The 22,775-nt window shown below is 55.4% G+C and carries 15 protein-coding genes; 4 read left to right on the forward strand and 11 right to left on the reverse strand.

Annotated features, from left to right (window positions below; translation table 11 throughout):
- Nucleotides 1-155 precede the first annotated feature (155 nt).
- A complete protein-coding gene (locus GRAN_RS06685) occupies nucleotides 156-1,844 on the forward strand; it encodes a SpoIIE family protein phosphatase (protein WP_128912159.1) in 1,689 nt (562 codons plus the stop codon).
- Between the two features lie 496 nt (nucleotides 1,845-2,340).
- Here GRAN_RS06685 and GRAN_RS26940 read toward each other — a convergent pair whose 3' ends face one another.
- The 11 genes from GRAN_RS26940 to GRAN_RS06735 all read right to left on the reverse strand — a co-directional run bounded on the left by GRAN_RS26940 (nucleotide 2,341) and on the right by GRAN_RS06735 (nucleotide 18,444).
- The gene (locus GRAN_RS26940) at nucleotides 2,341-3,021 is read right to left on the reverse strand and encodes a response regulator transcription factor (RefSeq protein ID WP_421800802.1); all 681 of its coding nucleotides are present in this window, start codon (nucleotides 3,019-3,021) and stop codon (nucleotides 2,341-2,343) included.
- Nucleotides 3,022-3,800: 779 nt separating this feature from the next.
- Entirely contained in the window at nucleotides 3,801-6,914 is a 3,114-nt protein-coding gene (locus GRAN_RS06695; protein ID WP_128912161.1) for a sensor histidine kinase, read from the reverse strand.
- On the reverse strand, nucleotides 6,838-7,974 hold the full coding sequence (locus GRAN_RS25420) for a hypothetical protein (RefSeq protein ID WP_161570873.1): 1,137 nt from the start codon (nucleotides 7,972-7,974) through the stop codon (nucleotides 6,838-6,840). The genes GRAN_RS06695 and GRAN_RS25420 overlap by 77 nt, the downstream gene beginning before the upstream one ends.
- Before the next feature lie 878 nt (nucleotides 7,975-8,852).
- On the reverse strand, nucleotides 8,853-9,485 hold the full coding sequence (locus GRAN_RS06700) for a response regulator (protein ID WP_128913012.1): 633 nt from the start codon (nucleotides 9,483-9,485) through the stop codon (nucleotides 8,853-8,855).
- On the reverse strand, nucleotides 9,482-12,541 hold the full coding sequence (locus tag GRAN_RS06705; RefSeq protein ID WP_161570874.1) for a sensor histidine kinase: 3,060 nt from the start codon (nucleotides 12,539-12,541) through the stop codon (nucleotides 9,482-9,484). Before GRAN_RS06705 ends, GRAN_RS06700 begins: the two co-directional genes overlap by 4 nt.
- On the reverse strand, nucleotides 12,525-13,466 hold the full coding sequence (locus tag GRAN_RS06710; protein WP_150133252.1) for a LamG domain-containing protein: 942 nt from the start codon (nucleotides 13,464-13,466) through the stop codon (nucleotides 12,525-12,527). Before GRAN_RS06710 ends, GRAN_RS06705 begins: the two co-directional genes overlap by 17 nt.
- Before the next feature lie 474 nt (nucleotides 13,467-13,940).
- Nucleotides 13,941-14,789 carry an SDR family oxidoreductase gene (locus GRAN_RS06715; RefSeq protein ID WP_128912164.1) on the reverse strand — a complete coding sequence of 283 codons (849 nt, stop codon included), beginning with the start codon at nucleotides 14,787-14,789 and terminating at the stop codon, nucleotides 13,941-13,943.
- A gap of 110 nt (nucleotides 14,790-14,899) precedes the next feature.
- Entirely contained in the window at nucleotides 14,900-16,540 is a 1,641-nt protein-coding gene (locus tag GRAN_RS06720; RefSeq protein WP_128912165.1) for an FAD-dependent oxidoreductase, read from the reverse strand.
- Nucleotides 16,541-16,593: 53 nt separating this feature from the next.
- A complete protein-coding gene (locus GRAN_RS06725; protein WP_128912166.1) occupies nucleotides 16,594-16,779 on the reverse strand; it encodes a hypothetical protein in 186 nt (61 codons plus the stop codon).
- Nucleotides 16,772-17,389 (reverse strand): cytochrome b, encoded by a 618-nt coding sequence (locus tag GRAN_RS06730; protein ID WP_128912167.1) that lies wholly within the window; start codon nucleotides 17,387-17,389, stop codon nucleotides 16,772-16,774. Before GRAN_RS06730 ends, GRAN_RS06725 begins: the two co-directional genes overlap by 8 nt.
- Nucleotides 17,386-18,444 carry a catalase family peroxidase gene (locus tag GRAN_RS06735; RefSeq protein ID WP_128912168.1) on the reverse strand — a complete coding sequence of 353 codons (1,059 nt, stop codon included), beginning with the start codon at nucleotides 18,442-18,444 and terminating at the stop codon, nucleotides 17,386-17,388. Before GRAN_RS06735 ends, GRAN_RS06730 begins: the two co-directional genes overlap by 4 nt.
- 262 nt (nucleotides 18,445-18,706) lie before the next feature.
- On the opposite strand from GRAN_RS06735, the gene budA reads away from it, so the two are divergent.
- Genes budA through mqo form a run of 3 tightly spaced genes read left to right on the forward strand, consistent with a single transcriptional unit; the run spans nucleotide 18,707 to nucleotide 22,751 of the window.
- Complete coding sequence (gene budA / locus GRAN_RS06740; protein WP_128912169.1) at nucleotides 18,707-19,552, forward strand: acetolactate decarboxylase; 846 nt, start codon at nucleotides 18,707-18,709, stop codon at nucleotides 19,550-19,552.
- Nucleotides 19,549-21,231 (forward strand): acetolactate synthase AlsS, encoded by a 1,683-nt coding sequence (gene alsS, locus GRAN_RS06745; RefSeq protein ID WP_128912170.1) that lies wholly within the window; start codon nucleotides 19,549-19,551, stop codon nucleotides 21,229-21,231. The genes budA and alsS overlap by 4 nt, the downstream gene beginning before the upstream one ends.
- A 32-nt stretch (nucleotides 21,232-21,263) precedes the next feature.
- Nucleotides 21,264-22,751 carry a malate dehydrogenase (quinone) gene (gene mqo, locus GRAN_RS06750; protein WP_128912171.1) on the forward strand — a complete coding sequence of 496 codons (1,488 nt, stop codon included), beginning with the start codon at nucleotides 21,264-21,266 and terminating at the stop codon, nucleotides 22,749-22,751.
- Nucleotides 22,752-22,775: the final 24 nt, after the last annotated feature.

Consider the following 22,775-nt stretch of genomic DNA (forward strand, 5'->3'; position numbering starts at 1 on the left):
TGCGTTGTCAAGGAGATTGGTTGTCTGAGTAAACGAATTATTTCCGTGGTAACGAGTCGAGCCGAGTCAACCGTAACCTGTTTCGTTCGGGATACGCGCCAGCCAGATCACCGCTAGAATCAGCAGGTTCCCTGCACTAACGACCCATCCCCCTTATGCCTGAATCGACTGCTCCGTTGAACGCTCATCTCGAGGTCGTCTTCCCCGACCGCCCCACGCAGGTGGTTCCCATTTCGGACCTACCGTTCTTTATCGGACGAGGAAAGGAGAATGGGAATACGCTGTCGCTCGACGACATGCGCGTCTCGCGCAACTGCATGGTGATCCGCGAGGACGCGGCAGGGCTGCTGCTGGAGGATCGCGGTCAGCGCGACGGGATCTTCGTGAACGGCGAGCCGGTGCGGGCATGGCTGCTCTCGGACGGAGACCGGATACGGCCTGGCACGGATGACGGATACCAGCTTGTCTTCCACCTTTCGCCCGAGGCTACCGCGCATGAGGAAGCCGAGACGAAGCTGCGGAGCATCCTCGGCTCGATGGGAAGCGGAACGGTTGGAGAGCTCGATGGGCTGAAGCTTCTGCTCGAGTTGACGTCCCTGGTGCATTCACAGCTTCCGCTGGAGTCGGTGCTGGCCTCGATGCTGGATAACGCGATTCTGATCACGCACGCGGATCGTGGCATGTTGCTGGAGCCAGACGCAGCCGGAGTGCTGCAGGTGAAGATCGCGCGAGGGAGAGATCGCGAGAGCCTGAGGCCGGAATCGGTGCATCCGAGCCGGTCCGTGCTGGGCAGTGCCATCGAGCTGCAAACGGCGGTGGTGAACGAGGATCTCAATCTGGCGGAGATGAACCTGCAGAGCGCACAGAGCGTGGTGCTGCAGCTGCTGCGCTCGTCGGTGGTGATTCCGCTGTACTGCATGCCGCGGCAGAAGGCGGAACGCTCCGGGGAGACTCCGCTCAAGCAACTGCTTGGCGCGGTTTATCTGGATTCGCGGCGGACGGCCACGTTCTCCGCGCTGGATCGGCGCATTCTGGATGCCCTGGGCGCGCAGGCTGGCAGCATTCTGGACAATGCCCGGCTGATCGAGCGGGAACGGGAGCGGCAACGGCTTGAGCAGGAGTTGAGCCTTGCACGGGTGATTCAACAGGCACTCGTTCCGCAGGGATTGCAGGACCATCCACCTTACTCGATCAGCGGACTCTACCGGCCGTGTGACGAGGTCGGGGGAGACTACTACGACGTCTTTCCTACGCCGGACGGACGGCTCGCGCTGCTGATGGCTGATGTCGCGGGGAAGGGGCTCGGAGCCGCATTGGTGACGACCATGCTCCAGGGGGCGCTCTCGGGGATGACGCTTGGCATCGACCCGGTGAAGGTCTTCAATCATCTGAACCAGTTCTTGTGCGACCGGGCGTCGGTGGGACGTTGCGCCACCATGTTCCTGGGACTGGTGGACAAGGCCGGGGGGCTGGAGTTTGTAAGTGCCGGCCATCCCTCTCCGCTGCTGATGCGGCGAGGCGTTGTGAGCGAACTGTACTCGACCGGATCGCTTCCGATTGGGCTTTTCCGCGAGGAGTCTTACGTTTCGATGCGGATGCAACTCGAGCCCGGAGATACGATCCTGCTGTACACGGACGGAGTGACCGAGGCGGAGGATAAGGAACGAAACCTGTTCCAGGACGCGCGTTTGAAAGAGGTCTTCCGTCAGCAGGAGGAACTGCCGTTGAAAGATGTTCAGGATGGGGTTCTGCAAGCGGTGGAGATCTTTACCGAAGGTGCAAGTCAATCGGATGATGTGACGCTTCTGCTGGTTCGCTATCGCGGTTCAGGAGATGGGCAATAAACATTCTTAATCGCTCCCTCCGCGGACCGTGTTTCTCGGCTCCGGGATCAGGTTCCGTAAGGAAATCGAAGGATAAGCGTTCCTTGAAATGACCGAGCGCAAACTTCTCCGTTCCCGTTGACCTGAACATGCATCAGGGCTGACAGCACGCCTGCGCACTTCACTTCCTTGTTGACCCGGCAGGCGTCCTGGAAGGTTTTGACGTTCGCACTATAGAGCGGATCTGATGTAGGGTTGCTTCCAGTTAGGGTGTCCAACTCGGTTGAACCTGAAAACACAACGTCGCAGCAGACGGGACTCTCCCCAGCTCCGGCTAAATTTATGTGACTTGTCTTTACCCGAACTCATCATCATGTCTCCTCTTCTTATTGCGATGAATAGCGCGTGCCGCTTAGAAACACGATGTTGTCTCCACTTCGCCAGAGACGTCAGCTGCTTCCGCAAACCCGCAAACGAGCTTATTGTGCCGGGGAGAGATAGCTCCTGTTGAACGTCGCTAGCACGCATAAGCATCTCTCGCCATGGACAAGTCATTCCGCCCGAGTCTTGAAGATTGCATCGCCGGCAACTGACACTCTTGTCCGGAAGCAGTGTTTATCAACATTTTCTCCCCGCATTCGAGGAGTTGAAGGGACATCCGAACCAACGCCGCGAAGGATTCTGCGTGCATCTTTCGCATGACTCGTCCGCGATGAACCTGGACGGTATTCTCGGCAATCCGAAGTTCTGCAGCCGTCTGCTTATTCAGGAACCCTCCGACTGCATAACGCATTACCTCAGCTTCTCTAGAAGTGAGGGATCGCCACCGGTTTCTCAAATCTCGGCTTCGCTCGCGAAGGACAAGAGCAGATGCATCTTTCTTGCATGCACCCTCTATGGCTTCGAGTAGGCGAGGCGTCACGACGGGCAGCGTGAGAAAATCATGCGCGCCTTCCTTGATTGCGCGGACACACGCTGGAATATCTCGCTGGTCTGAAAGAACGATGATCGGTGGCGAGACTGCCGGTGCGAGGATCGTCTGTAGATCAGGTCCAGACTTATCTGAGGGTTGTCGACTAATAAGCAAACAACTAGGCACTTCGGGGCGCCTGCAATCCAAATATTCCTTTGTCGAACGAAACCACCTCGCCTGGATACCGCTGTGTTCGATAGCCGCACTGAGGTCTTCAGCGAGTATCTCGTCATTCGTGACGAGGTACGCAATCCTGGATGGGGTGTCCGGTCCGACATCGACACGACGGGCCGGACGAGCGGCTAAGGGACTAAGCGTCCTTCTCGATGTCGAAAACGTCATAGCCCCACTTCGCGGAGCGGCAACCGTAGCGATCAAACTTGAAAACGAATTCATAGCATTCGTTCCGTCCAAGGAAGGTATGCCGAAGTGACAAACTTGGATTGTGCATCACCCAGGTGCCCACATCTACTGAAAACTCGGTTTCCTGGCAGGCTCAAGGCATGACCATTGCCACACGATGTGCCACCGTTAACCAGCATTTCTCTGGGGTGAGCCACTTTCAAGGTTTGTTATCCGACAAGCCAACTATGCCCCATCGATCGCCCAAGATCGATAACGAGAAAACGGCTATTTGGGAACCCACTCTAAAGGCCTTTTGTGACCACTAGAAAGGGGGGGGTGGTGAAGGCGGTGATGAGAGGCAGACGCCTATAGAAAGCTAAAGCTTGATGATGCCGCGACGGGATTCGAGAGAACGCCGAATGTCTGGATCGCCAGCAACGCATCCAAACCACTCATGTCTGGAAGTCGCAGGTCCATGAGAGTTACGCGTGGCTGAAAGGCACGATATTGCTCGATTGTTTCTCACCCGGTCATGGCCTCCGCCACCATTTGCATATCCCCCGCGTTGCTGATATAGGCCGCGATACCTTCCCGCATGGCTTGGTGATCGTCAACGCATAGGACTCGGATTTGGGCTCGTTGCTCCGTCATCGTGGCTTCTACTTTTCGCCTTTCGGCCTAGAATATCGATTTAGGTATCGCCTCAGCCAATACGTTTGCCTCGCGTTCTGTGGAGAGTATGCGATTGCCGCCGGAATGCTAAGCTCCACTTCGGTCCCACCTGGAGTGCGGCTCCGAATCTTTAGAGCGCAGCCGATCGCTTTAGCGCGCTCTTTCATACCGGATAGTCCCCAGTGACCCTCGCGACCACGCTCAAGTATTTCTGGATCAATCCCGCTACCGTCATCCGTCACCATGAAACGAAATGTCCGTAATCCGTAATCGATGACGATTGAAATCTGTTTTGCCTTAGCGTGTGACACTGCATTGATATAGGCCTCCCGCCCTATGCGGCACACCTCATCGCGGACTACAGGCTTTAACTCGTGCGGGTTTCCTCGAGATTTCACTTCACACTTCGAAATCGAAGTGTGAGAGAACTCATCCACCAGCTTTAGGAATATCTCGTCTAAGCTTGCAAGACTGTCGACAGTGCGGAGCCCTCGCAATGCTGCTCTACCGTCTACTGTCGCTTGACGCATCAGCTGCAGCACGCGGCGAAGTTGAGGTTTAGCCGCTGAATGATCCGGGACATCATCCTGCGCAACATCGAGTTGCATGGATGCGCTTATAACGTCCTGTAAAAGTGTGTCGTGTAGATCTTGGGCGATTCGAGTGCGCTCGACGAGCCGATCTTCGAAACGTCTATTGAGTTGTTGCTTTAACTGCAACAATCGGAAGCGATATAGGGCTATCGCGGCAGCCACGATTGCCATACCTAACAGAACTTGGAAATACCAAGTCTGCCAAAACGCAGGACGTATCGTGAAGCTAACATCAGTCTCTGGACCGTTCCACGCTCCGAGAGCATTGGAGCCCATGATGCGAAATGTATAGCTACCATGAGACAGGTGACCATAAGCGACCTGCCGAAACGAAGCATCACTGCTCCACGTATGATCGAGTCCGTCCAACCGATATCGAAAGCGAGTGCGTTGAGGCATAGAAAGAGAAATGCCGGAAAATCGAAAAGTGAGCGCGTGAATTCCAGACGGTAAATTCAAATATTGTTCATGAATGGGGGATGCGTTGTCGATCGAGACCGAATCGATTCGCACACGAACCGGCCGTCGATACCCCTCGTCGGCGTTCACATCCGCAACCGCCAGTGAGTGCATCAGGGAAAGCCAGATGTGTCCAGACGAATCCGAAAAGAGCGAGCGGTCGCGCCTTACTCCTTCCGTTTCTGTCAGTCCGTCCGCCAGTCCATAACTCAGGACGTCATTTTCTTTGATGCTTCCGGATAGCAACTTTGCTCGGTCGATTTGCAGCACATGGGCTGAGGTGACGATCCAGAGAAAACCTCGAACATCTTCGCCGATACTAAGTACCTCCTCATTGAGCAGCTGTGGAGGATCGAAAGGCATTTCAATTCGCCCATGGTTGAAATGGCCGACACCATGGGATGTGCCCACCCAGAGGATGTGGTTCGAGTCTTCAAATAGGGTTCTAGCATTCACGGTGGTTCCGGCATTAGGTGTGGCGTATGTCGTCCACCGGCCATCATCGAGGGACACCAGGCCACTGGGGGACGCGAACCACAACTTCTTGTCCGCAGCTTCCAACGACGAGAATACTGCGTTGGACTTTAGTCCATTGTTGACGTCATAGGTCGTAAACCGCCCGTTTCGTAAAACACTGATGCCTCCACTCACTGTCCCTGCCCACACACTGCCGTCGTGTGCGCGAGTTACGGTGTACACGCTGTTCTGAGCTAATCCGTCTTTTTGTGTATATGTGTGAGCTAACCAGTCATTACCGACTCGTCTAAGCTCAGTAAGTCCACCTTTTTGGCGGCCGAGCCAGAGGTCATCGTCGCTACCAGTGATTGAGTAGATGATGTCATGGTCTAGTTCCGGCGAGGCCACACGTTTCGTCGTACCGTCTTGGAGGCAAAAAAGACCGCCAGAGATGGGTGCGAACCAGGTACGCCCTAGTCCGTCTACAAAAATAGGCCCACCAATCTCCTTCAGTGAGGTATCTCGTTGCGAGATTGAGGTGAACATGCCTTCCCGCAGACGATCAACGCCACCCAGCCCGGCAAACCAAATGTCTCCCTCTGCATCCTCGTAGATTGCGGAAATTGGATTGTCGCCACCGTCGCGATATAGTCCCGTGACGAGCTTGCTCTGGTTGTCGACCCGGTAAAGACCTTTATCAGTACCCACCCAAAGATTTCGATGGTGGTCTCGCGCCAGAGCCAAAACCTGTGCCTTCCGCAACCCCTCCGGCAGGTCGAGGGGGACCATTCGCCCGTGGATCCAGAGGTGTAGGCCATTATCGGAGCCGATCCAAACACCATCCTCGGCAGGCGCAAGAGCATTTATGCTCCGAAGCGCTGAGTGAGGAATCACTTGCGTGTAGGCACCATTGCCGAATTTGTATAGACCTGAGTCTCGCGTAGCAAGCCATAGCTCCCCGGGCGAAGTTTCGAGCATCGACACGACTATGCCGTCAATCTTGTCAGGTGATAAGAACTGACTGAATTGACCGTTCCGAAAACGGACGGTCTTCCGTTGCAGGCCCCACAAAAGCATATTCTTGCTAGAATCTCGCGACATGGCGGTGAAAGTTATGTCGAAGAGTTCAAACGCGGACTCCGCATCGTCAAATGTCCCGTCACGATATCTCAAGACACGTGATCCATTCAGACGGATCCATAGATTGCCGTCGGCATCTTCTACCAATCCACGAACTGCGCCGAATGGTCTATTGTCCGAAGGTAAATGAACAATAAGGGTGAATTCGTAGCCGTCGAACCGGAGCAATCCATGCTCAGTGCCGAACCAGAGGTAGCCGTCCCCGGATTGAGCGATGGCGAAAGCAGTACCACCTAAATATCCCTTATCCGGTCCCCAGGAAGAATGTACGTATTGATCGAGCGACGCCCGGCCGCCAAGCGCAGATGCGGATATCCAGCCGTGAAAGAGCACAAAAACTGCGAGGCCGCATATGACGGTCTTGAATCCGAATTGACTAGGGTAGGTATTCAAACTTTTGAACCACAATTTCAATGGGATGCTGAAGGCTGCTGTGCGAGTGATGAAAGTCATAGAAGTCGAGACGGATCGTCTCGTTTGACGGTATTGGGATATCCCCCCTAAAGACGTGATCCGTTATTCGATCACGAGAAGCGGTAGAAAGACCTCTGAAGCTCGCGAACTCTGCCATGCCGGGTTGCCAGTGTATTTCATGGGTTATCAGCCCATTTGGAATACTGAAGTGAGTTGAATTGCCGGGAACGTAGTACGGAGCAACTAGATAGCCAGCATTATCTTCGCTTGGCTTGCCCCACCGGCTCAGTTGGATGCCCAGGCCAGTTCGATGTGCTGAGTCTTCGCTGTCAAGGTAGGTAAAGACCTGCACAACCGCCGAGGGCGGTAGGCGGGCACTGTTCGAGACCACGAATCGGTATGATCCGTAGCCGAGGCTTCGCGTGAGACGAAGGCCCACGCAGTGCCATTGGCCTCCCTCCTGCCCCATCAACATGTGCAGAAATCCCTGACCATCGACCCACACATCCGATGCTTCGTAGTCACAGACCTCACCACTACGATCCCCAAGGCCAGTTTGAACCTTCCAGTCATAGCCGCTGAAGTGAAGAATCACTGGGTCCGTTGCATGGTTGGCAGATCCGTCCACAACCGTGATGGCAAGGATATTCTCATTCACCGTAGGTAAGGTGGAGATTGTCGAGGTTGGATGGTAGCCTGGCCGCACAAGGAGAGCTGCGTATCGCTGACCAAAATGGGTGACATTGCTCCAGCTTCCATCGCCTGCGACTTCGGTCAGTTGCCGACTCCGGAACGGTTGCACGAACCACGAGCGGCCGCTCTGTGCATAAATAACAACCTGGGTCCCTGGTTCTCCGTTTACTATCCGGCCGTCAATTTGGTCAAGTTGGTCAGGACCGCCAACTACAGACGGAGGGATATGGCCAAAGATTATTGAGGGCTTCCGCGACTCGACACGGCTTCGACATCCGGAGGCGAGTGTCAGGACGCTACATAGCAACGCCGTGGCAGCCACGATCCGAACCAAGTCCTTAGATCCGTATGGTTGAGAGGCGAAATCGCTTATGCAACCTGTCAACTTCTTCCGGGAAATCTTCATAAACTTTCTCCCAACTGGAGGACCCAATCAAGACATGATGTCACTCCAAGCGGTGATGCGGAAACAACTCGAAAGCGGCGTTCCTGGATCTGACGGTCGACGGGAAGACGACACGGGCGACCTGCGGTCCATCGAATTATATTGTTACCGAATCCGCGCAGCATGGCGGAGAAAAAGTATGTCAGAGAGCTCAAGGGGGGCCGCCGCGTCATGAAAGATGACCTTGACGGTGCCTCATTACGCGTCGGCCGTGCAAATGTTGATTGGGCATCGAACGATTGCCTATTCCATCACTGCAGATGCGAATCCCCACCCGTCGAAGAGCACGTCGACCGCGAGGCCTCATATCGCTCCAGGGTAGAAATGAGGCCTTATTGATCACGATTGAAGTTCTATGCTGAAGACCGCTGTGCGAACGATGGAAGTCATAGAAGTCCAAACAAATCGTCTCAGTAGACGGTATGGGAATGCCTGCCCGAAAGACGCGAGACGTTATTGGATTGCGCGGCCATGCCGCTGCACAGCAACATCAAAGCTCCGCGGCTCCGCAGTATGCAACTGGGGACACGAGGCTGAAAAGGGCGATTGCGTATCCAGGCTGGCAACGTGCTCCAGGGGCTCAAAGTGTTCTCGGAGAGCGCGGATAAACCGGCGCGAGGCACCGCAGCAACCATAGAGCGACGGTGGGTCTGGCGCAAGAAGAACGCAGACCCACCTCTCAAAATGGAGAAGGCCACCCCAAATCATCGGAGCGGACGTCAAATGCTTCTGGGAGAGCGGACATCAGCATTGCGTGATCGCCTTCAATCATCCTCGTTCCACCGTTCGTTGGCGGGTTGACAAGTGGCGAGTACTGCAAGACGATCCGTCATAAGAGGCTAGAGCCTGATGATCCCCCGCCGGACGGCGATTGCCACAGCTTCCGTCCGATCGCTGGCCTCCAGCTTTTCCATGATGTGCTTGATGTGTCCTTTTACCGTCTCTTCGCTAATGAAAAGACTAGTCGCGATATCTATATTGCGATTGCCTTCGGCGATCTTTTGAACCACCTCGATCTCTCGCCGGCTCAGAGGAGCCTGCCCCAAATGCTGCGCCAGTTGAGCAGCAACCTCAGGTGGCACATAACGTTTTCCTTGATGAACCTTCCGGATGGTCTCCAGTATCTCTGCACGGGGCATAGTCTTCAGGAGGTACGCCTGCGCTCCGGATTCAAGACAACGTCGAATGTCCGCATCGCCATCGAAGGTCGTCAGCATGATGATTCGTGCTTCGCTGAACTCTCTTCGTATCGCCAGCAATGCATCTAGACCGCTGATATCTGGAAGTCGCAGGTCCATCAGCGTTACATCTGGCTGATAGACACGATATTGCTCGATTGCTTCTTGTCCAGTCACGGCTTCCGCAACCATTTGCATATCTCCGGCAGCGCGGATATAGGCCGCAACACCTTCTCGCATGGCCGGGTGATCATCAACGCACAACACTCGGATTGCGGCTGGTTGAACTGTCATCTTGGTCTTTTCCTTTCGTTCTCTTGCCTGGAATAACGCCGAAGCATTTGCCATGGGGAATAGAATCGCTCGGAGTTTTGTGGGACGTAGGCGATCGCGGCTGGAATGCTAAGCTCCACTTCCGTGCCTCCCGGAGTGTGGCTCCGGATCTTTACAGCGCATCCGATCTCCCTTGCGCGTTCTTTCATACCGGCTAGTCCCCAGTGACCATCACGGCCACGCTTAAGTATTTCTGAATCGATTCCACAACCGTTGTCTGTCACCATGAAATGGAACGATCCCGATCCATACTCGACGGTGATGTTTATCTTGCTTGCTTTGGCATGTGAAACGGCATTGATATAGGCCTCCCGCCCTATGCGACACACCTCATCCCGGACAGCCGGCTTCAAATCTCGCGGAGTGCCACGAGAAGTTATTTCGTAAGTCGAGGTTGTAGTGTGAGAGAGCTCATCTGCCAGCTTTTTGAAGGCCTCTTCTAGACTCGCGGAGCTGTCGATGGTTCGGAGCCCACGTAATGCTGCTCTTCCTTCTGCTGTCGCTTGACGCATCAGGTGCAGTACACGGCGAACCTGAGGCTTAGCTGCCGAATCCTCCGGGACGTAGTCTTGCGCAACATCGAGTTGCATGGATGCACTTATGACGTCCTGTAATAGTGTGTCATGTAGATCCTGAGCGATTCGGGTACGCTCGGCGAGTCTGTCTTGGAAACGTCTGTTGAGTTGACTCGTGACCTGCATCAAGCGGAAGCGGTACAGCGCGACACCAAGGGCTCCGCCGAGGATGACACCGAGAGTTCGGAAGTACCAGGTTTGCCAGAGGGCAGGCTGGACCTGAAACACGATGTCACTCTCAGGGCCATTCCAAACTCCAAGGGCACTCGATGCCATGATGCGAAAGGTATGGCTGCCGGGTGAAAGTGGAGTGAAGACTACCTGGCGCGAAGAAGCGCCGATGCTCCAGCTTTGATCCAACCCATCCAGCCGATAGCGGAACCGTGTACGTTCCGGCATGGCCAGGTTTGTTCCGCCGTAGCGAAAAGTGATATTTTGCGTGTTTGGGGGCAGGATCATGCTCTGCTTTGATTCGGGAGAGATTCCTTCGGCTGTCGCGGATTCGATGCGGACGCGTACAGGCTGGGGGTACCCTGCGGCCCCCGACACATCGGCGACGGCAAGAGAATGAAGTGACGAAAACCAGATGCGCCCGGAAGGGTCTGAAACAAGGGAGCGATTTCGCCTGACTCCCTGCGTCTCAATCAGTCCGTCGTCGCCCCCGTAACTCACCACATCTTCCTTTTGCAGGTTCCCGGACATCAGTTTCGTTCGATCGATTTGCAGTACATGCTGACCCGTGACAACCCACAAAAATCCCATGGAGTCTTGCGCAATGTTTAGTATCTCCTCGCTGAGCGCCTGTGGCAGATTGTGCATCACTTCGATCTGACCCCCTTCGAAACGCGCAAGGCCGCGAGATGTGCCAACCCACAATACATGGCCGGAGTCTTCAAAGACGGTCAGCAGATCCAGGCGCGGAACAACCGCGACTGCCGGGTAGGTTACCCAATGATCTCCATCGAAAGACATTAGTCCGCCGGATGATGTGAACCACATTTTCTTGTCTGCCGCCTCCAACGACGAGAAGATAACCTTGGACTGAGGTTCGTTGTTCATCGCGTAGGTCTTGAATCGCCCATCGCGTAACACACTCACTCCGTTACTCACTGTCCCGGCCCATACCGACCCATCGTGTGCGCGTGTCACCGTATAAACGCTGTCTTGGGCCAACCCGTCCCGCTGGGTAAATGTTCGGGACACCCAATGGCCATTACGACGCATCAACTCGGTCAGGCCTCCGTGCTGTCTTCCTAGCCATAGCTCATCTTTGCTGCCGTCGATCGAATAAATAACGTCGCGGCCCAACCCGTCCACGGGAATACGCTTCACGGAGCTGCCTTCGAGGCAAAAGAGCCCTCCGGTCGCCGGGGCAAACCAAGTGCGATTCGCATCATCAGCAAACACAGGACCATCAACCTCGTTGAGTTCTGTCTCGCGTTTAGTGATCGCCGTAAACATGCCATCCCGAAATCTCTCGATGCTATGGGAGCCCGCGAACCACAGACCACCTTCGTCGTCTTCGTAGATCGATAAGATACGGGGATCGTCGGGATGCCGATAGAATCCGGTGACTACCTTGCGTTCAGAGTCAAGCCTATACATCCCGTTGTCCGTGCCCACCCAAAGGTTGCGGTAACGGTCACGTACAAGCGCGAGGACTTGAGCATGGCGAAGGGGACCCGGGAGTTCCAGAGGTACAAGCGCACCGTTCTCCCAAAGATGGAGGCCAGTCTCGGAGCCTATCCATACCCCTCCGTGTTCCGAGGGGGCCAGCGCGTTGACGCTATGAATTCCTGTTTCGGGCACTACCTGGATCGGTACACCAACGTCGACTCGGTACAAACCGGAATCCCGCGTGCCAAGCCATATGGAACCAGTGGTCGATTCCACGATGGAAATCATTAAGAAGTCTGGCGCTTCGTTAAGCAGCGGTTGAAATCGATTTCCACGGAATCGCAGGAGCTTTTTCTGTATACCCCATAGGAACATGTTCCCGGCGTGGTCGGGCGCCATCGCCGTCAACACAGGATCGAAGAACGAGAGCTTTATGGCGGCATCCTCGAAGATGCCATCGCGATATCTCAAGAGGCGCGGGCCATCAAGACGTATCCATAGAGTTCCATCGCGATCTTCGACCATGCCGCGCACCGCGCCGATGGGCCTCTGATCCGCAAGAGGTGCCTGTATCAACGTAAATTCGAAGCCATCGAAGCGAACAAGGCCATGCTCCGTGCCTAGCCAGAGAAAGCCGTCCGAGGACTTCGCGATGGCATAGACGTCGCCGCCGATGTAGCCGTTGTCCACTCCCCAGACGTTGTGAACGTACTGCGCAAGAGATCGTTTGCCATCAAGGGCTGAAGCAGGTCGAAGCCCTTGGGCCACTAGCAAAAGCGTGATGCCTAGCAATATACGGTTATAGCGGTCAAGGTAGATATTCAAATTTCTCGACCACGATCTCCACTGGATGCCGAAGACCGCTTTTGGAGTGATGAAAGTCATAGAAATTGAAGTGAACTCTCTCTTCGGACGGAATAGGTATGCCTGATCGGAACACCTGCTCCTTCACAGTTCCACGCGGCGTTGGCGATATGCCTGAGAAACCTTTGAACGCAGCGCTGCCAGGTTCCCATCGCAGAACGTAGGACATGATTCCCACCGGAGCATTGAAGCGAACGCTATTCCCTGGAACATAATATGGCTGAACAACAAAATCCCCGTTGGGACCATCTGCCTTATTTCCCTGACCCAGCGCGATGGAGAATCCGGTTCGCTGGTCCGGATCTTCGTGGTCTGGACGCATGAACATGTCGAACGTCGCGGACGGAGGAAAATGAGTGCTGTCGGCGATCACGAAGCGATAGGTCCCATAGCCAAGGCTGTGGGACATCTTGAGGCCAGCGCAATGCCACTCGCCTCCTTGTTCCTCCATCAGCAAATGGAGATATCCCTTGTCGTCTACCCATACATTGGATGCTTCGTAGCCACAGAAGTCCCCTCCAATGTCTCCTCCGCCGGATCGAATATCCCAATCGTAGCCGCTGAAGCGTATGGGCTTTGGGTCTGGCGGACGGTTGAAGTCGCCGGGAGTCGTAGCAACCGCGAGGACATCGCCGCCTACCGCTGGCAGCGTAGTGCGTCTCTGAATGATTGGATAAGTTCCATTAACGAGCAGGGCCGCATATTGCTCCCCCAGGTGAGAGTGATTGGTCCATGTCCCATCGGCCGCAATATCTGTGATCCCGCGGCTATGGAACGGCTGGACCCACCACGTCCCTTCAGTGAGCGCGTAGAGCATGATCTTGGCTCCGGGTGTGCTATTGGAAACAGTACCCTTGATAGGATCGATGGCGGCAGGTCCGCCCATCGATGCGTGCTTGGGTACCTGCGTGAAGTGAATAGAGGGACTAGGGGAATGATGGAAGGTGTGGCAACCCAGCACAAACAGGAGCGTGCCGCAAAGAACGCCGCACAGGGTTGCCCTGCGACCAGAAAGTCCGAGCAAAGGAATGCGGACGCCGGGATTTGCAAGGCGGGATGCCCAATTACCGTGCAAGTCTCACAACCTCCGTCCGAATGTCTTGACCTCGAAGCAAGTATGGCATTTGATAGCGTTTCGGACACCGCCTCAAAAGTGGTGTTTTTACCGAAGGGCATCTGCCAATCCATGGGCTTCCATCGCTGGCCGCTTTGAGAGCACCACCCCAAGCGAGCGTTGCAAAAGTTGGCATCGGGGCCTGGACCGATACCAAAAAGCTTGCCACCGGAAGAAGGGGAGGCTGTATAGCCTCCCCTTTCTGTTACTCCTGGCACATTCTCGTAGTGCAGCAATGCGTTAGGTTCACTCCGTTACAGGCGTTTCAGGCTTCATCTCAAAGGAGTGTTGCAAACTTGCTGGCCGAGTGCCGAGACCGTCCCGAATCTTCTTGGACCACGGCGCCTCGATGAGATGTTTGGTTTCTTCGAGCATCGATTTCGGCTCAAGATTGCGGTAGGTGTCGACTTCGCCGGCGGCAACCGCCGTTAGCGTTACATAGACAGCTTCGGGATCAAATTGGGCGCGGGGGAAGGCAAGTTTCGAGTAGTCGAAAAGGCGTTCGGAGGGATTGTCTTCCCAGCTCTTCCAAGTCTCAAAGCCTCGGTCATTGAAACCGGTGAGAAAGGGACCGGGGTTCACGGTAGCGACCTCGATCCCGAACTCCTGGAGTTCGAGACTCATCGTTTCCGCGATCGCTTCGACTGCATGCTTCGAGGCGGAATAGATGCCTGTAAACGGATTGGTGTTGAGACCTTCGCGAGACGAAACCCACACGATCCGCCCCTTGCCACGCTCGACCATCTGCTTGGCAATACCCTGGGTGAGCAAAAGCGGACCAAACACGTTCACATCGAACTGATGGGAAATGTTTTCACCAGGGATATCGAGAACGGAGCCGCCTTCCAACACTCCGGCATTGTTGACGAGAATCTCGATGCCCCAGCCTAGAGCCTTCCTTCTATCTCCATCGTTGGTGACGTCAAGCTTCTCTACTGTAAGAGTGACACCGCGCTGCGCCGCCTGGCGCTTTAGTGTCTGTACTTGAGACCAGATCTCGACTGTTGCGATCACGTCGAATCCCTTTTCAGCCAATCGCATGGCTGCTTCATATCCAAATCCCGTTCCTGCTCCCGTAATCAAGACTTTCTTCATGGTGTATCTCCTCCTTGTCAGTTGACAAGCTCAATGTAATTTTCAAAGCTGGTGGTGGCGGTTAATCAAGGTAAAAACAATAAACGGACTCGTAGTCGAATCAACTTTTATCAAGCTCCTAAAGTTCCCAAGTACCGGTGGATCGAAGCGACCACAACCGAACCCTCACCAACTGCCGAGGCCACACGCTTAACCGAGCCGGACCGCACGTCACCCACCGCAAAGATGCCTCGCACTGACGTTTCGAAAGGCCCTTGATCCTCCGAACTCGAAGATGTTTTCACGAAGCCGTTGGCATCGAGGGCCACGCAGTCCTGCTGCCATTTTGTGCAGGGGTCGGCACCGATCATTACAAACAAGTGTTCGGTCTCGAAACGCCTTGTCTCACCAGTAGCACGGGATTGCCAGGTTACCGAATCCAAGTGGCTTGTTCCATCGAGGGCGATGATTTCCGAACAGGTATGTAACGTGATCGATTTGGAAGCGTGTATGCGCTGTACCAGGTAATCTGACATCGTGTTCGAAAGTTGCGGTCTGCGGATGAGCATATGGACATGGCTAGCTCGGGTAGAGAGAAACATAGCTGCTTGTCCGGCAGAGTTCCCGCCGCCGACAATCACGATGGGCTGTCCAACGCACGGATGTACATCAATGGGTGTCGCCGAATAACGAAGCCCCGCCCCCTCGAATCGTTCGAGTCCCGGAACGTTGAGCTTGCGATAGTTAGCGCCAGTGGCGATCACTACGGTTCGCGCGGCGACTGTTTGATCATCCGCGAGGGTTACCGTGAAGGGCTCTTCCGAGCAATCGATTCCGATCACTGTCCTACAAATGGCGACGGTGGCGCCGAACTTCTCAGCCTGCACCTGAGCTTGTTTTGCGAGTTCAGCACCTGAAATACCGCTCGAAAAGCCCAGGTAGTTCTCAATCCGTGAGCTGGTTCCTGCCTGTCCTTGGGCGGCGTAGTTGTCCAATACAAGGGTCCGGAGACCTTCTGACGCGGCATAGACAGCAGTTGCAAGACCTGCCGGTCCTGCCCCCACGATGAGGACATCCCAGGTAATGCCTTCTCGGACGTCTTCTGAGATTCCCAGCTTGTCGGCGAGTTCGCGCAGTTCCGGACGTTGCAAGGTCCATTTCGCGCTCATGACTGCAGGGAGTCGGTCGAGCTGCACTTTCTCTGGCTTTATGACTGAATGTGCCTCGGAGAACTCTTCGGTGCTCATCGACTGAAATGGATATGAGTTTGCGGTAAGGAAAAGGGCAATTCTGTCAGACTCTTGGCTGACAACGAGAACAAGACCGCCCACGCCTAGCTGAATGAACCACTGGCGCCGGTGCACAATTGCTTTGATGACGAGTTCGCTGATCTCCGGCTCAGCGATAAGAAACTCACGGAGGCGCTCACGTGTTATCCGTAATACGGTGCTGCCGGCCATCGCGCGTGCAGCAATCAAAGTCTCCCTTTGGTTCAGCAGATTAAGTTCCCCGCTAAACTCGCCTGCCTCCAGTGTGATGAAATGCTCTTCGCCCGTGATCCCTTTTGACCAGAATGTCTGGACCGTTCCCTCCAGCACGATGTAGAAATCCGCCCCCCGTTCCCCTTGGCGATACAGCCTCGCGTTCGCCAGGTAGGACCGCTGAATGCCGTATCGTGCGGCTCTGGCGATCTGGTCCGGTTGTAGTCTGGCATATGCGCCCGGGGGCGCGGCGAGATGTTGCAGACCTTCTAATCCTTCGAACGTTGCCATTGTGATCTCCCGTCAATCCACTTCACTGTCATGCCTGATCAAGCCGCGTCGCTTTAACCTTGCCCTGGGTCCGCGCGTTGTTTGTCGCGCAAGATTCGTTCTTCAATGGCTTCGATTTCGGAGCGCAGCCGAGCTACGCGAGCCGCGTCCTCGTAGCCGTTGTGCGGCCGATTCTCCAAGGCACGTTTTTCGTCTTCAAGCTGTTGGAGTGCCCGCGTATCCTCTTCGAAGCTATTCATGACTTGGCCTCCCGCCGCTACTTCTGTCCATTTGGTCGTAAGGCATATCTGGAGCTGAATGGCGCGAATGAGGAAAGAGAGAGGGTGTCATTGTGTCGAACACTCCGTCGCGTCGCACCAACTTGTGAAAGAGAAGCGCCGCGACGTGCATCAGGATGAACGCAAAGAACACGAGTCCCAGGAAGTCGTGCGTACGCCGAAGAAGAGAATACAAATTCGGATTGACCGGCAGAATCGCCGGAAGAGTGAGGGCGTCGAAGAGGATGACTGGATGGGAAGCGGCAGACAACATTCCCCAACCGATCAAGGGCATCGCGACCATCAGCGCATAGAACAGGTACTGCGAAGACTCTGCTGCAAATCTTATGGAGAACGGGAGATCCGCCGGCAATGGGGGGACGCCATAATGCCTGCGCGTTGCGATACGAACCAATGCCAGAACGAGAATGACGATACCGAGCGACTTGTGGATATTGAGAAGGGTGAGATATTTCGGTGCCACGGTCGAGACCATTCCCACGCCGATGAATAGCATCGCGATGATCAACGCAGCCATTGACCAGTGCAGGAGCTTCTGAGGTGCGGCAAACTGTGTGCGAGGCGCTCTCATGGCCTTCCTTCCGGCTGTGTGCGGGGATACTGTGACGCTTCCTCGAGCCTTTTGTTGAATGAAACGCGATACGCGGCGGAGCGCGCTGCGGGAAACGGATCGTCCGAGGTCTCAATGCCTTTGGGAAGTACCGTGGGGTCAAAGCTAACATCACGGCACGGGCCATCGGCTTCGGGTTGAATCTGGTTCACATGCAGGATTCCAACGTCAACGGTGGGGCGGTCTACGGGCCATGCCCTGGTTGGATCCGCTGTAGGGTCATTTGCTCCGGCGACAGTGACCATCAAGCGCCAATCCTGCGGCTTTGACTGCACCCTTTGGACGATATCTTCTTGCAAGAAGTCAGGATCCCGCTTCGCCAGCTCGTCGGTGGGGATTGTAACCGCCTTCGACATAGGCACGAGAGACCAGCGGACGGTACTTCTGAGTCCTTCTCTGCTGACGAAAACAAAAGAATCGAGACTGTTGAAACGGTCTTCAGTCCAGCTTTCTGTTCGGTCATGGCTTTTTGCCCAAGAAGCGAATGTTTGCATCTCGGGGTGATGCTCACTGTACTGTTTGATTGCGTTGGGGTCTTTGCTCGCGCCTGCCTTCAAGAGTTCAAGGAAGGCTTGCGGTGTCGGAGCGACAAAGACGGGAGCGTCGATCATCGCGCTGCGCCACTCCTGGCCCGTGGGGGCCATGATGCGGACACCGAGTCCCCGCACTTGCGCCATGGGGTCGGGAGTTGCCGGGTCAGCGTTACCGATGTTGAATCGTCCGACTACCGGGTAGCTTCCCGACTCGAACAGCGTCGAGCGAGAAAGCTCTGATCCGGCACCGTTCGCGTCAAACGTTCCCATAAAACAGATGCCTTTCGCGTGGTTTCTCCGGTGTCCCAGTGCGGGACCGCCGGGGGGCTTCAGAGCGGAAACGATCTTCTCGGGCGTCAGCCGATGTGGCGTGAGCCACGCTGCTGTGAAAACGAATGCTAACGACGCAATGCCGATCGTGGTCCCAATGACGCCCAAGGCCTCAAGGGTGATCGGTTTCGACTTCTGGCCTGAGTTATCCATAGAGTCTCCGGGTGTGAGCTTGCAAGGGGAAAACTTCGCAACTCCAACGCGTAGCTGCGGTTTTTGTCGGCCGTGGCAGCCGATTCACAGCGATCGGTGCGAGTGTAACTCGCTAACTTTGTCGGTGGATATAACAGAAAGCCTGAATTGTGGCGCACCGCGCAGCTAAATAACATCCTCACCAGGACTGGTCTCTTTAAGGCCGATTCGGAAATGACACGGGTAAGCAGCATGCCCGAATGACTATGACTGAGCGAGGCCGATGGCAACCTTAGAGTGCGAAATCCCGGAGGGATTGTCCGATACTTTGCAACAGCGAGCGCACGCAACCGGTGAGGATACGTCCAGGTTCGTTACGCGGATCCTTCAGCGAGCTCTTGCAAAGTCGACTCACACCTTGTTTCAGATATCCACATCCAGGGCGCTCGTACAAGGTGTGTACGAAGAGGCGGTCTCTGCGGGCCAACTTTTGCTTCACGGCGATTTTGGACTGGGCACCTTCGATGCGCTTGATGGTGAGATGGTCTTGCTGGATGGCGTGATCTACCAGGTCAAGAGCGACGGAACAGTCCATCGTGTTCAGGACGATGCGGGGACACCTTTCGCGACGGTTCTGCACTTTTCCGATGACGATGAGTCTGTGCTAACTAACCTCATCAGCTTCGGCGATCTTTGCGATCTCTGCGACGAGCACCGCCGGTCGCAGAACGTCTTCTACGCTTTCCGGGTTGATGGACGTTTCAGCCGTATCCGCACGCGAGCGATGCCCCGAACGCAGGATGGTATTTCGTTGAAGACCGCCGCGGAGTCGCAACCTGAATTCAGCTTTAACGACGTGGAGGGAACCCTTGTCGGGTTCTGGTCGCCGCCGTATGTTAGCGCCGTGGGCATTCCGGGCTATCACTTTCACTTCCTCTCGAAGGACCGAAGCAAGGGCGGACATGTGCTGGACTGCGCTGGAAACGAGCTGCTTCTGAAGGTCGAAATGATCAAGGAATTTCACCTGGCTCTGCCCGACAACGAAGCGTTCCTTCGGGCGGACCTTACGGCGGATGTTTCGAAAGCTCTCAGTGCCGCTGAGGGAAACCACTCGGAGAAAAAGGCATGAGTCAGGAAAGCGCCGCACCGCAAAAAGCAAAGATTGGCGCCGAAGTCGTCGTCGAAGCACTGGAACGACGAGGCGTTAAGTGGATCTTCGGCGTTCCAGGCGCGAAGATCGACAGCGTATTCAATGCGCTCAAGGATTCAGCTATTCAGACTGTCGTCTGTCGTCACGAACAGAACGCCGCGTTCATTGCGGGGGGCATCGGTCGGATGACCGGCAGAGCTGGTGTCGCGATTGCGACGTCGGGTCCCGGCTCATCGAATCTGGTCACGGGTCTAGCCACAGCGAACACAGAAGGCGATCCGATCGTCGCCCTCGGGGGAGCCGTGGGTCTAGAGGACAGGCTGAAGAAGATCCATCAGACGCTAGACTCTGTGAACCTTTGCAAACCAGTGACGAAGTACAGTGTTGAAGTCGATTCTCCCAGAGCGGTCGCTGAGGTGATGGAGAATGCATTCCGCGCTGCTGAAGGAGGCCGGCCGGGAGCTTCGTTCGTCAGCTTGCCGACCGACGTAATGGCAGCACCTGCTGCCTGCGAAGTTCTTGAACCGAGTCTGGCGCCTCGCCTTGGTGCGGCAGATGCCGCAGCTATTCAGGAAGCGGCAAGGCTCATCAACAAAGCGAAGAAGCCGATCGTGTTGCTGGGTATGCTCGCGAGTAAAGTGTCCAATGTCGACGCGATTCGACGTCTTCTTCTCGATGGCAAGCTGCCGGTTGTCGGAACCTTTCAGGCTGCGGGCGCAGTCTCGTTGACGGAGTTTCCGAATTTTGCGGGGAGAGTATGGCAGACGAATAATCTTCCCGGGGATATGGCTCTGGCTCACGCGGATCTAGTAGTCACCATTGGCTACGATCCAGTGGAGTACTGGCCATCCATCTGGAACCGCGGAAAAGCGCGACCGATTATTCATATCGACGTGGAAGGCGCCGATATTGATAACAGTTATCGTCCCAGCGTGGAGCTGGTTGGTGATGTAGGCGCAACGGTGGCAGCGCTAACACCGCTGATCAAACATTCGGGACCTGATCTTGAGATGTCTAATCTCCTGGTCGAGATCGCCCGGGAACGCGAGGAGATGGCCCGGATCAGCGCCGCCAAGAACGGCACACCGATCCATCCTCTCCGCATCGTGAATGAACTTCAGTCACTCCTGTCGCCGGACATGAGCCTCTGCCTCGATATGGGTTCGTTTCATCTCTGGATCGCACGTAACCTACACAGCTTTCGCGCTCGGCAAATTCTCATCAGCAACGGGCAACAGACGCTCGGCGTTGCACTCCCGTGGGCAATTGCTGCGACGCTTGTGCGCCCGGCCGACAAAGTTGTGTCGATCTCCGGCGATGGGGGCTTCATGTTTTCTGCTATGGAGCTTGAGACAGCCGTCCGTCTTCAATCTCATCTTGTGCACATGGTCTGGATCGATGGAACCTACGACATGGTCGCAACGCAGGAGCGAGTGAAGTATGGGCGAGCCTCCGGTATCGAATTTGGCCCCGTCGATCCAGTCAAGTATGCGGAAGCTTTCGGAGCGACGGGAATGATGATCCGCTCCCCTGACGAGATCAGGCCTGTCATGAAGCAAGCTCTGGACGCGTCCGGGCCCGTCATCGTCGGGATCCATGTCGACTATCGAGATAATCACACACTCTTCGAAAGTGTCGATACACGGGCGATTCACTAACCAACGTTATGGCAAAACAAGGAGGCTTCACCATGGAGTCATTACAGCAGCCAGATGCGGTACTCATCGGAGCCGGCATCATGAGTGTCACGCTTGCGACACTTCTCAAACGTCTCGATCCTTCAATGGAAATCGTGATCTACGAGGTCTTGAATTCCGAAGCACAGGAGAGTTCCAACGCCTGGAACAATGCGGGCACTGGTCATGCGGCCTTGTGCGAACTGAACTATACCCCTCAAGACGCTTCAGGCAACGTCGATATCTCGAAAGCGTTGACCGTGAACACGGAGTTCGACCTGTCGCGCCAGTTCTGGTCCTATCTTGTGCGTGAGGGCGCTATTAAGGATCCTCAGGCGTTTATTCATTCGGTGCCGCACTGCAGTTTTGTGCGCGGCGAAGACAACGTCAATTTCCTGAAGCGACGCTATGCGGCTCTGACTGCGAACCCTAATTACCAGGGAATGGAATATACGGAAGACAAGGATAAGCTGAAAGAGTGGTTCCCGCTGGTGATGGATGGACGCAATCCAGAAGAGAAGGTCGCGGCGACCCGCATGCGTACAGGAACCGACGTTGACTACGGGGCCTTGACCTCGGTGTTGCTTGACGCGCTTCTCAAGACCGAAGGGTTCTCGATCAAGTTTCTACATCGCGTCCAAGACCTCAAGCGAGCGGGCGCACTCTGGAACGTTAAGGTGCGAGATGAGATGACCGGCGAGGTCGAAGAACTCGAAACCAAATTTGTCTTCATCGGTGCAGGCGGTGGTTCGCTGCCTCTTCTTCAGAAATCAGGCATCCCCGAAGGACAAGGCTACGCGGGCTTTCCAGTGAGTGGCATCTGGTTTCGTTGCGATGATCCAAAGGTCGCCTCGGAGCACAATGCGAAGGTCTATGGCAAGGCTTCTGTGGGGTCTCCGCCGATGTCAGTGCCGCATCTGGATACCCGCCACGTTGACGGGAAGGTGTCCATTCTTTTTGGGCCGTATGCGGGCTTCTCCACGAAGTTCCTGAAGCATGGATCCTATCTGGATCTTTTCGGCGCGATTGATCCAGAAAACTTGTTACCCCTGCTTGCCGTAGGGAGAGACAACGTCGCTTTGACGGAGTATCTCGTCGGGCAGGTGTTGGAATCCGATGAAGAACGGTTCGCCGCGCTTCGCGAGTTCTATCCCGACCTCAATGAGGAGGATTGGCGTCTGGAAGTCGCTGGCCAACGTGTGCAGATTATCAAGAAGGACCCGATTCATGGTGGGATTCTTCAATTCGGCACGGAGATCGTGAGCGCGGAAGACCAATCTCTGGCAGCAATGCTCGGGGCGTCCCCAGGCGCTTCGACATCGGTCGCGATCATGCTGGACGTCATAGAGCGGTGTTTCACGAACAAGTTGGACCATGGCGGCTGGATCGATAAGCTTCGCGAGATGATTCCCTCCTATGGACAGTCATTGATTACCAATACAGAACTATGCAAGAAGGTCCGCGCCGATACGGCAGCGGCTCTTAACATTGTGAACCTGTGAGGCTGAAGAGCCTTACAGCCGGTT

The sequence above is a fragment of the Granulicella sibirica genome, from assembly GCF_004115155.1.
Taxonomy (GTDB): domain Bacteria; phylum Acidobacteriota; class Terriglobia; order Terriglobales; family Acidobacteriaceae; genus Edaphobacter; species Edaphobacter sibiricus.

What these genes read in the sequence shown, in the direction of transcription:
- GRAN_RS06725 (WP_128912166.1), bottom strand. Translation starts at nt 16,779, where the DNA reads ATGAATAGCTTCGAAGAGGATACGCGGGCACTCCAACAGCTTGAAGAC.
- alsS (WP_128912170.1), top strand. Translation starts at nt 19,549, where the DNA reads ATGAGTCAGGAAAGCGCCGCACCGCAAAAAGCAAAGATTGGCGCCGAA.
- GRAN_RS25420 (WP_161570873.1), bottom strand. Translation starts at nt 7,974, where the DNA reads ATGAAGATTTCCCGGAAGAAGTTGACAGGTTGCATAAGCGATTTCGCC.
- GRAN_RS06710 (WP_150133252.1), bottom strand. Translation starts at nt 13,466, where the DNA reads ATGGGCGGACCTGCCGCCATCGATCCTATCAAGGGTACTGTTTCCAAT.
- GRAN_RS06735 (WP_128912168.1), bottom strand. Translation starts at nt 18,444, where the DNA reads ATGGATAACTCAGGCCAGAAGTCGAAACCGATCACCCTTGAGGCCTTG.
- GRAN_RS06720 (WP_128912165.1), bottom strand. Translation starts at nt 16,540, where the DNA reads ATGGCAACGTTCGAAGGATTAGAAGGTCTGCAACATCTCGCCGCGCCC.
- GRAN_RS06715 (WP_128912164.1), bottom strand. Translation starts at nt 14,789, where the DNA reads ATGAAGAAAGTCTTGATTACGGGAGCAGGAACGGGATTTGGATATGAA.
- mqo (WP_128912171.1), top strand. Translation starts at nt 21,264, where the DNA reads ATGGAGTCATTACAGCAGCCAGATGCGGTACTCATCGGAGCCGGCATC.
- GRAN_RS06730 (WP_128912167.1), bottom strand. Translation starts at nt 17,389, where the DNA reads ATGAGAGCGCCTCGCACACAGTTTGCCGCACCTCAGAAGCTCCTGCAC.
- GRAN_RS06700 (WP_128913012.1), bottom strand. Translation starts at nt 9,485, where the DNA reads ATGACAGTTCAACCAGCCGCAATCCGAGTGTTGTGCGTTGATGATCAC.
- GRAN_RS06695 (WP_128912161.1), bottom strand. Translation starts at nt 6,914, where the DNA reads ATGACTTTCATCACTCGCACAGCAGCCTTCAGCATCCCATTGAAATTG.
- GRAN_RS06685 (WP_128912159.1), top strand. Translation starts at nt 156, where the DNA reads ATGCCTGAATCGACTGCTCCGTTGAACGCTCATCTCGAGGTCGTCTTC.
- budA (WP_128912169.1), top strand. Translation starts at nt 18,707, where the DNA reads ATGGCAACCTTAGAGTGCGAAATCCCGGAGGGATTGTCCGATACTTTG.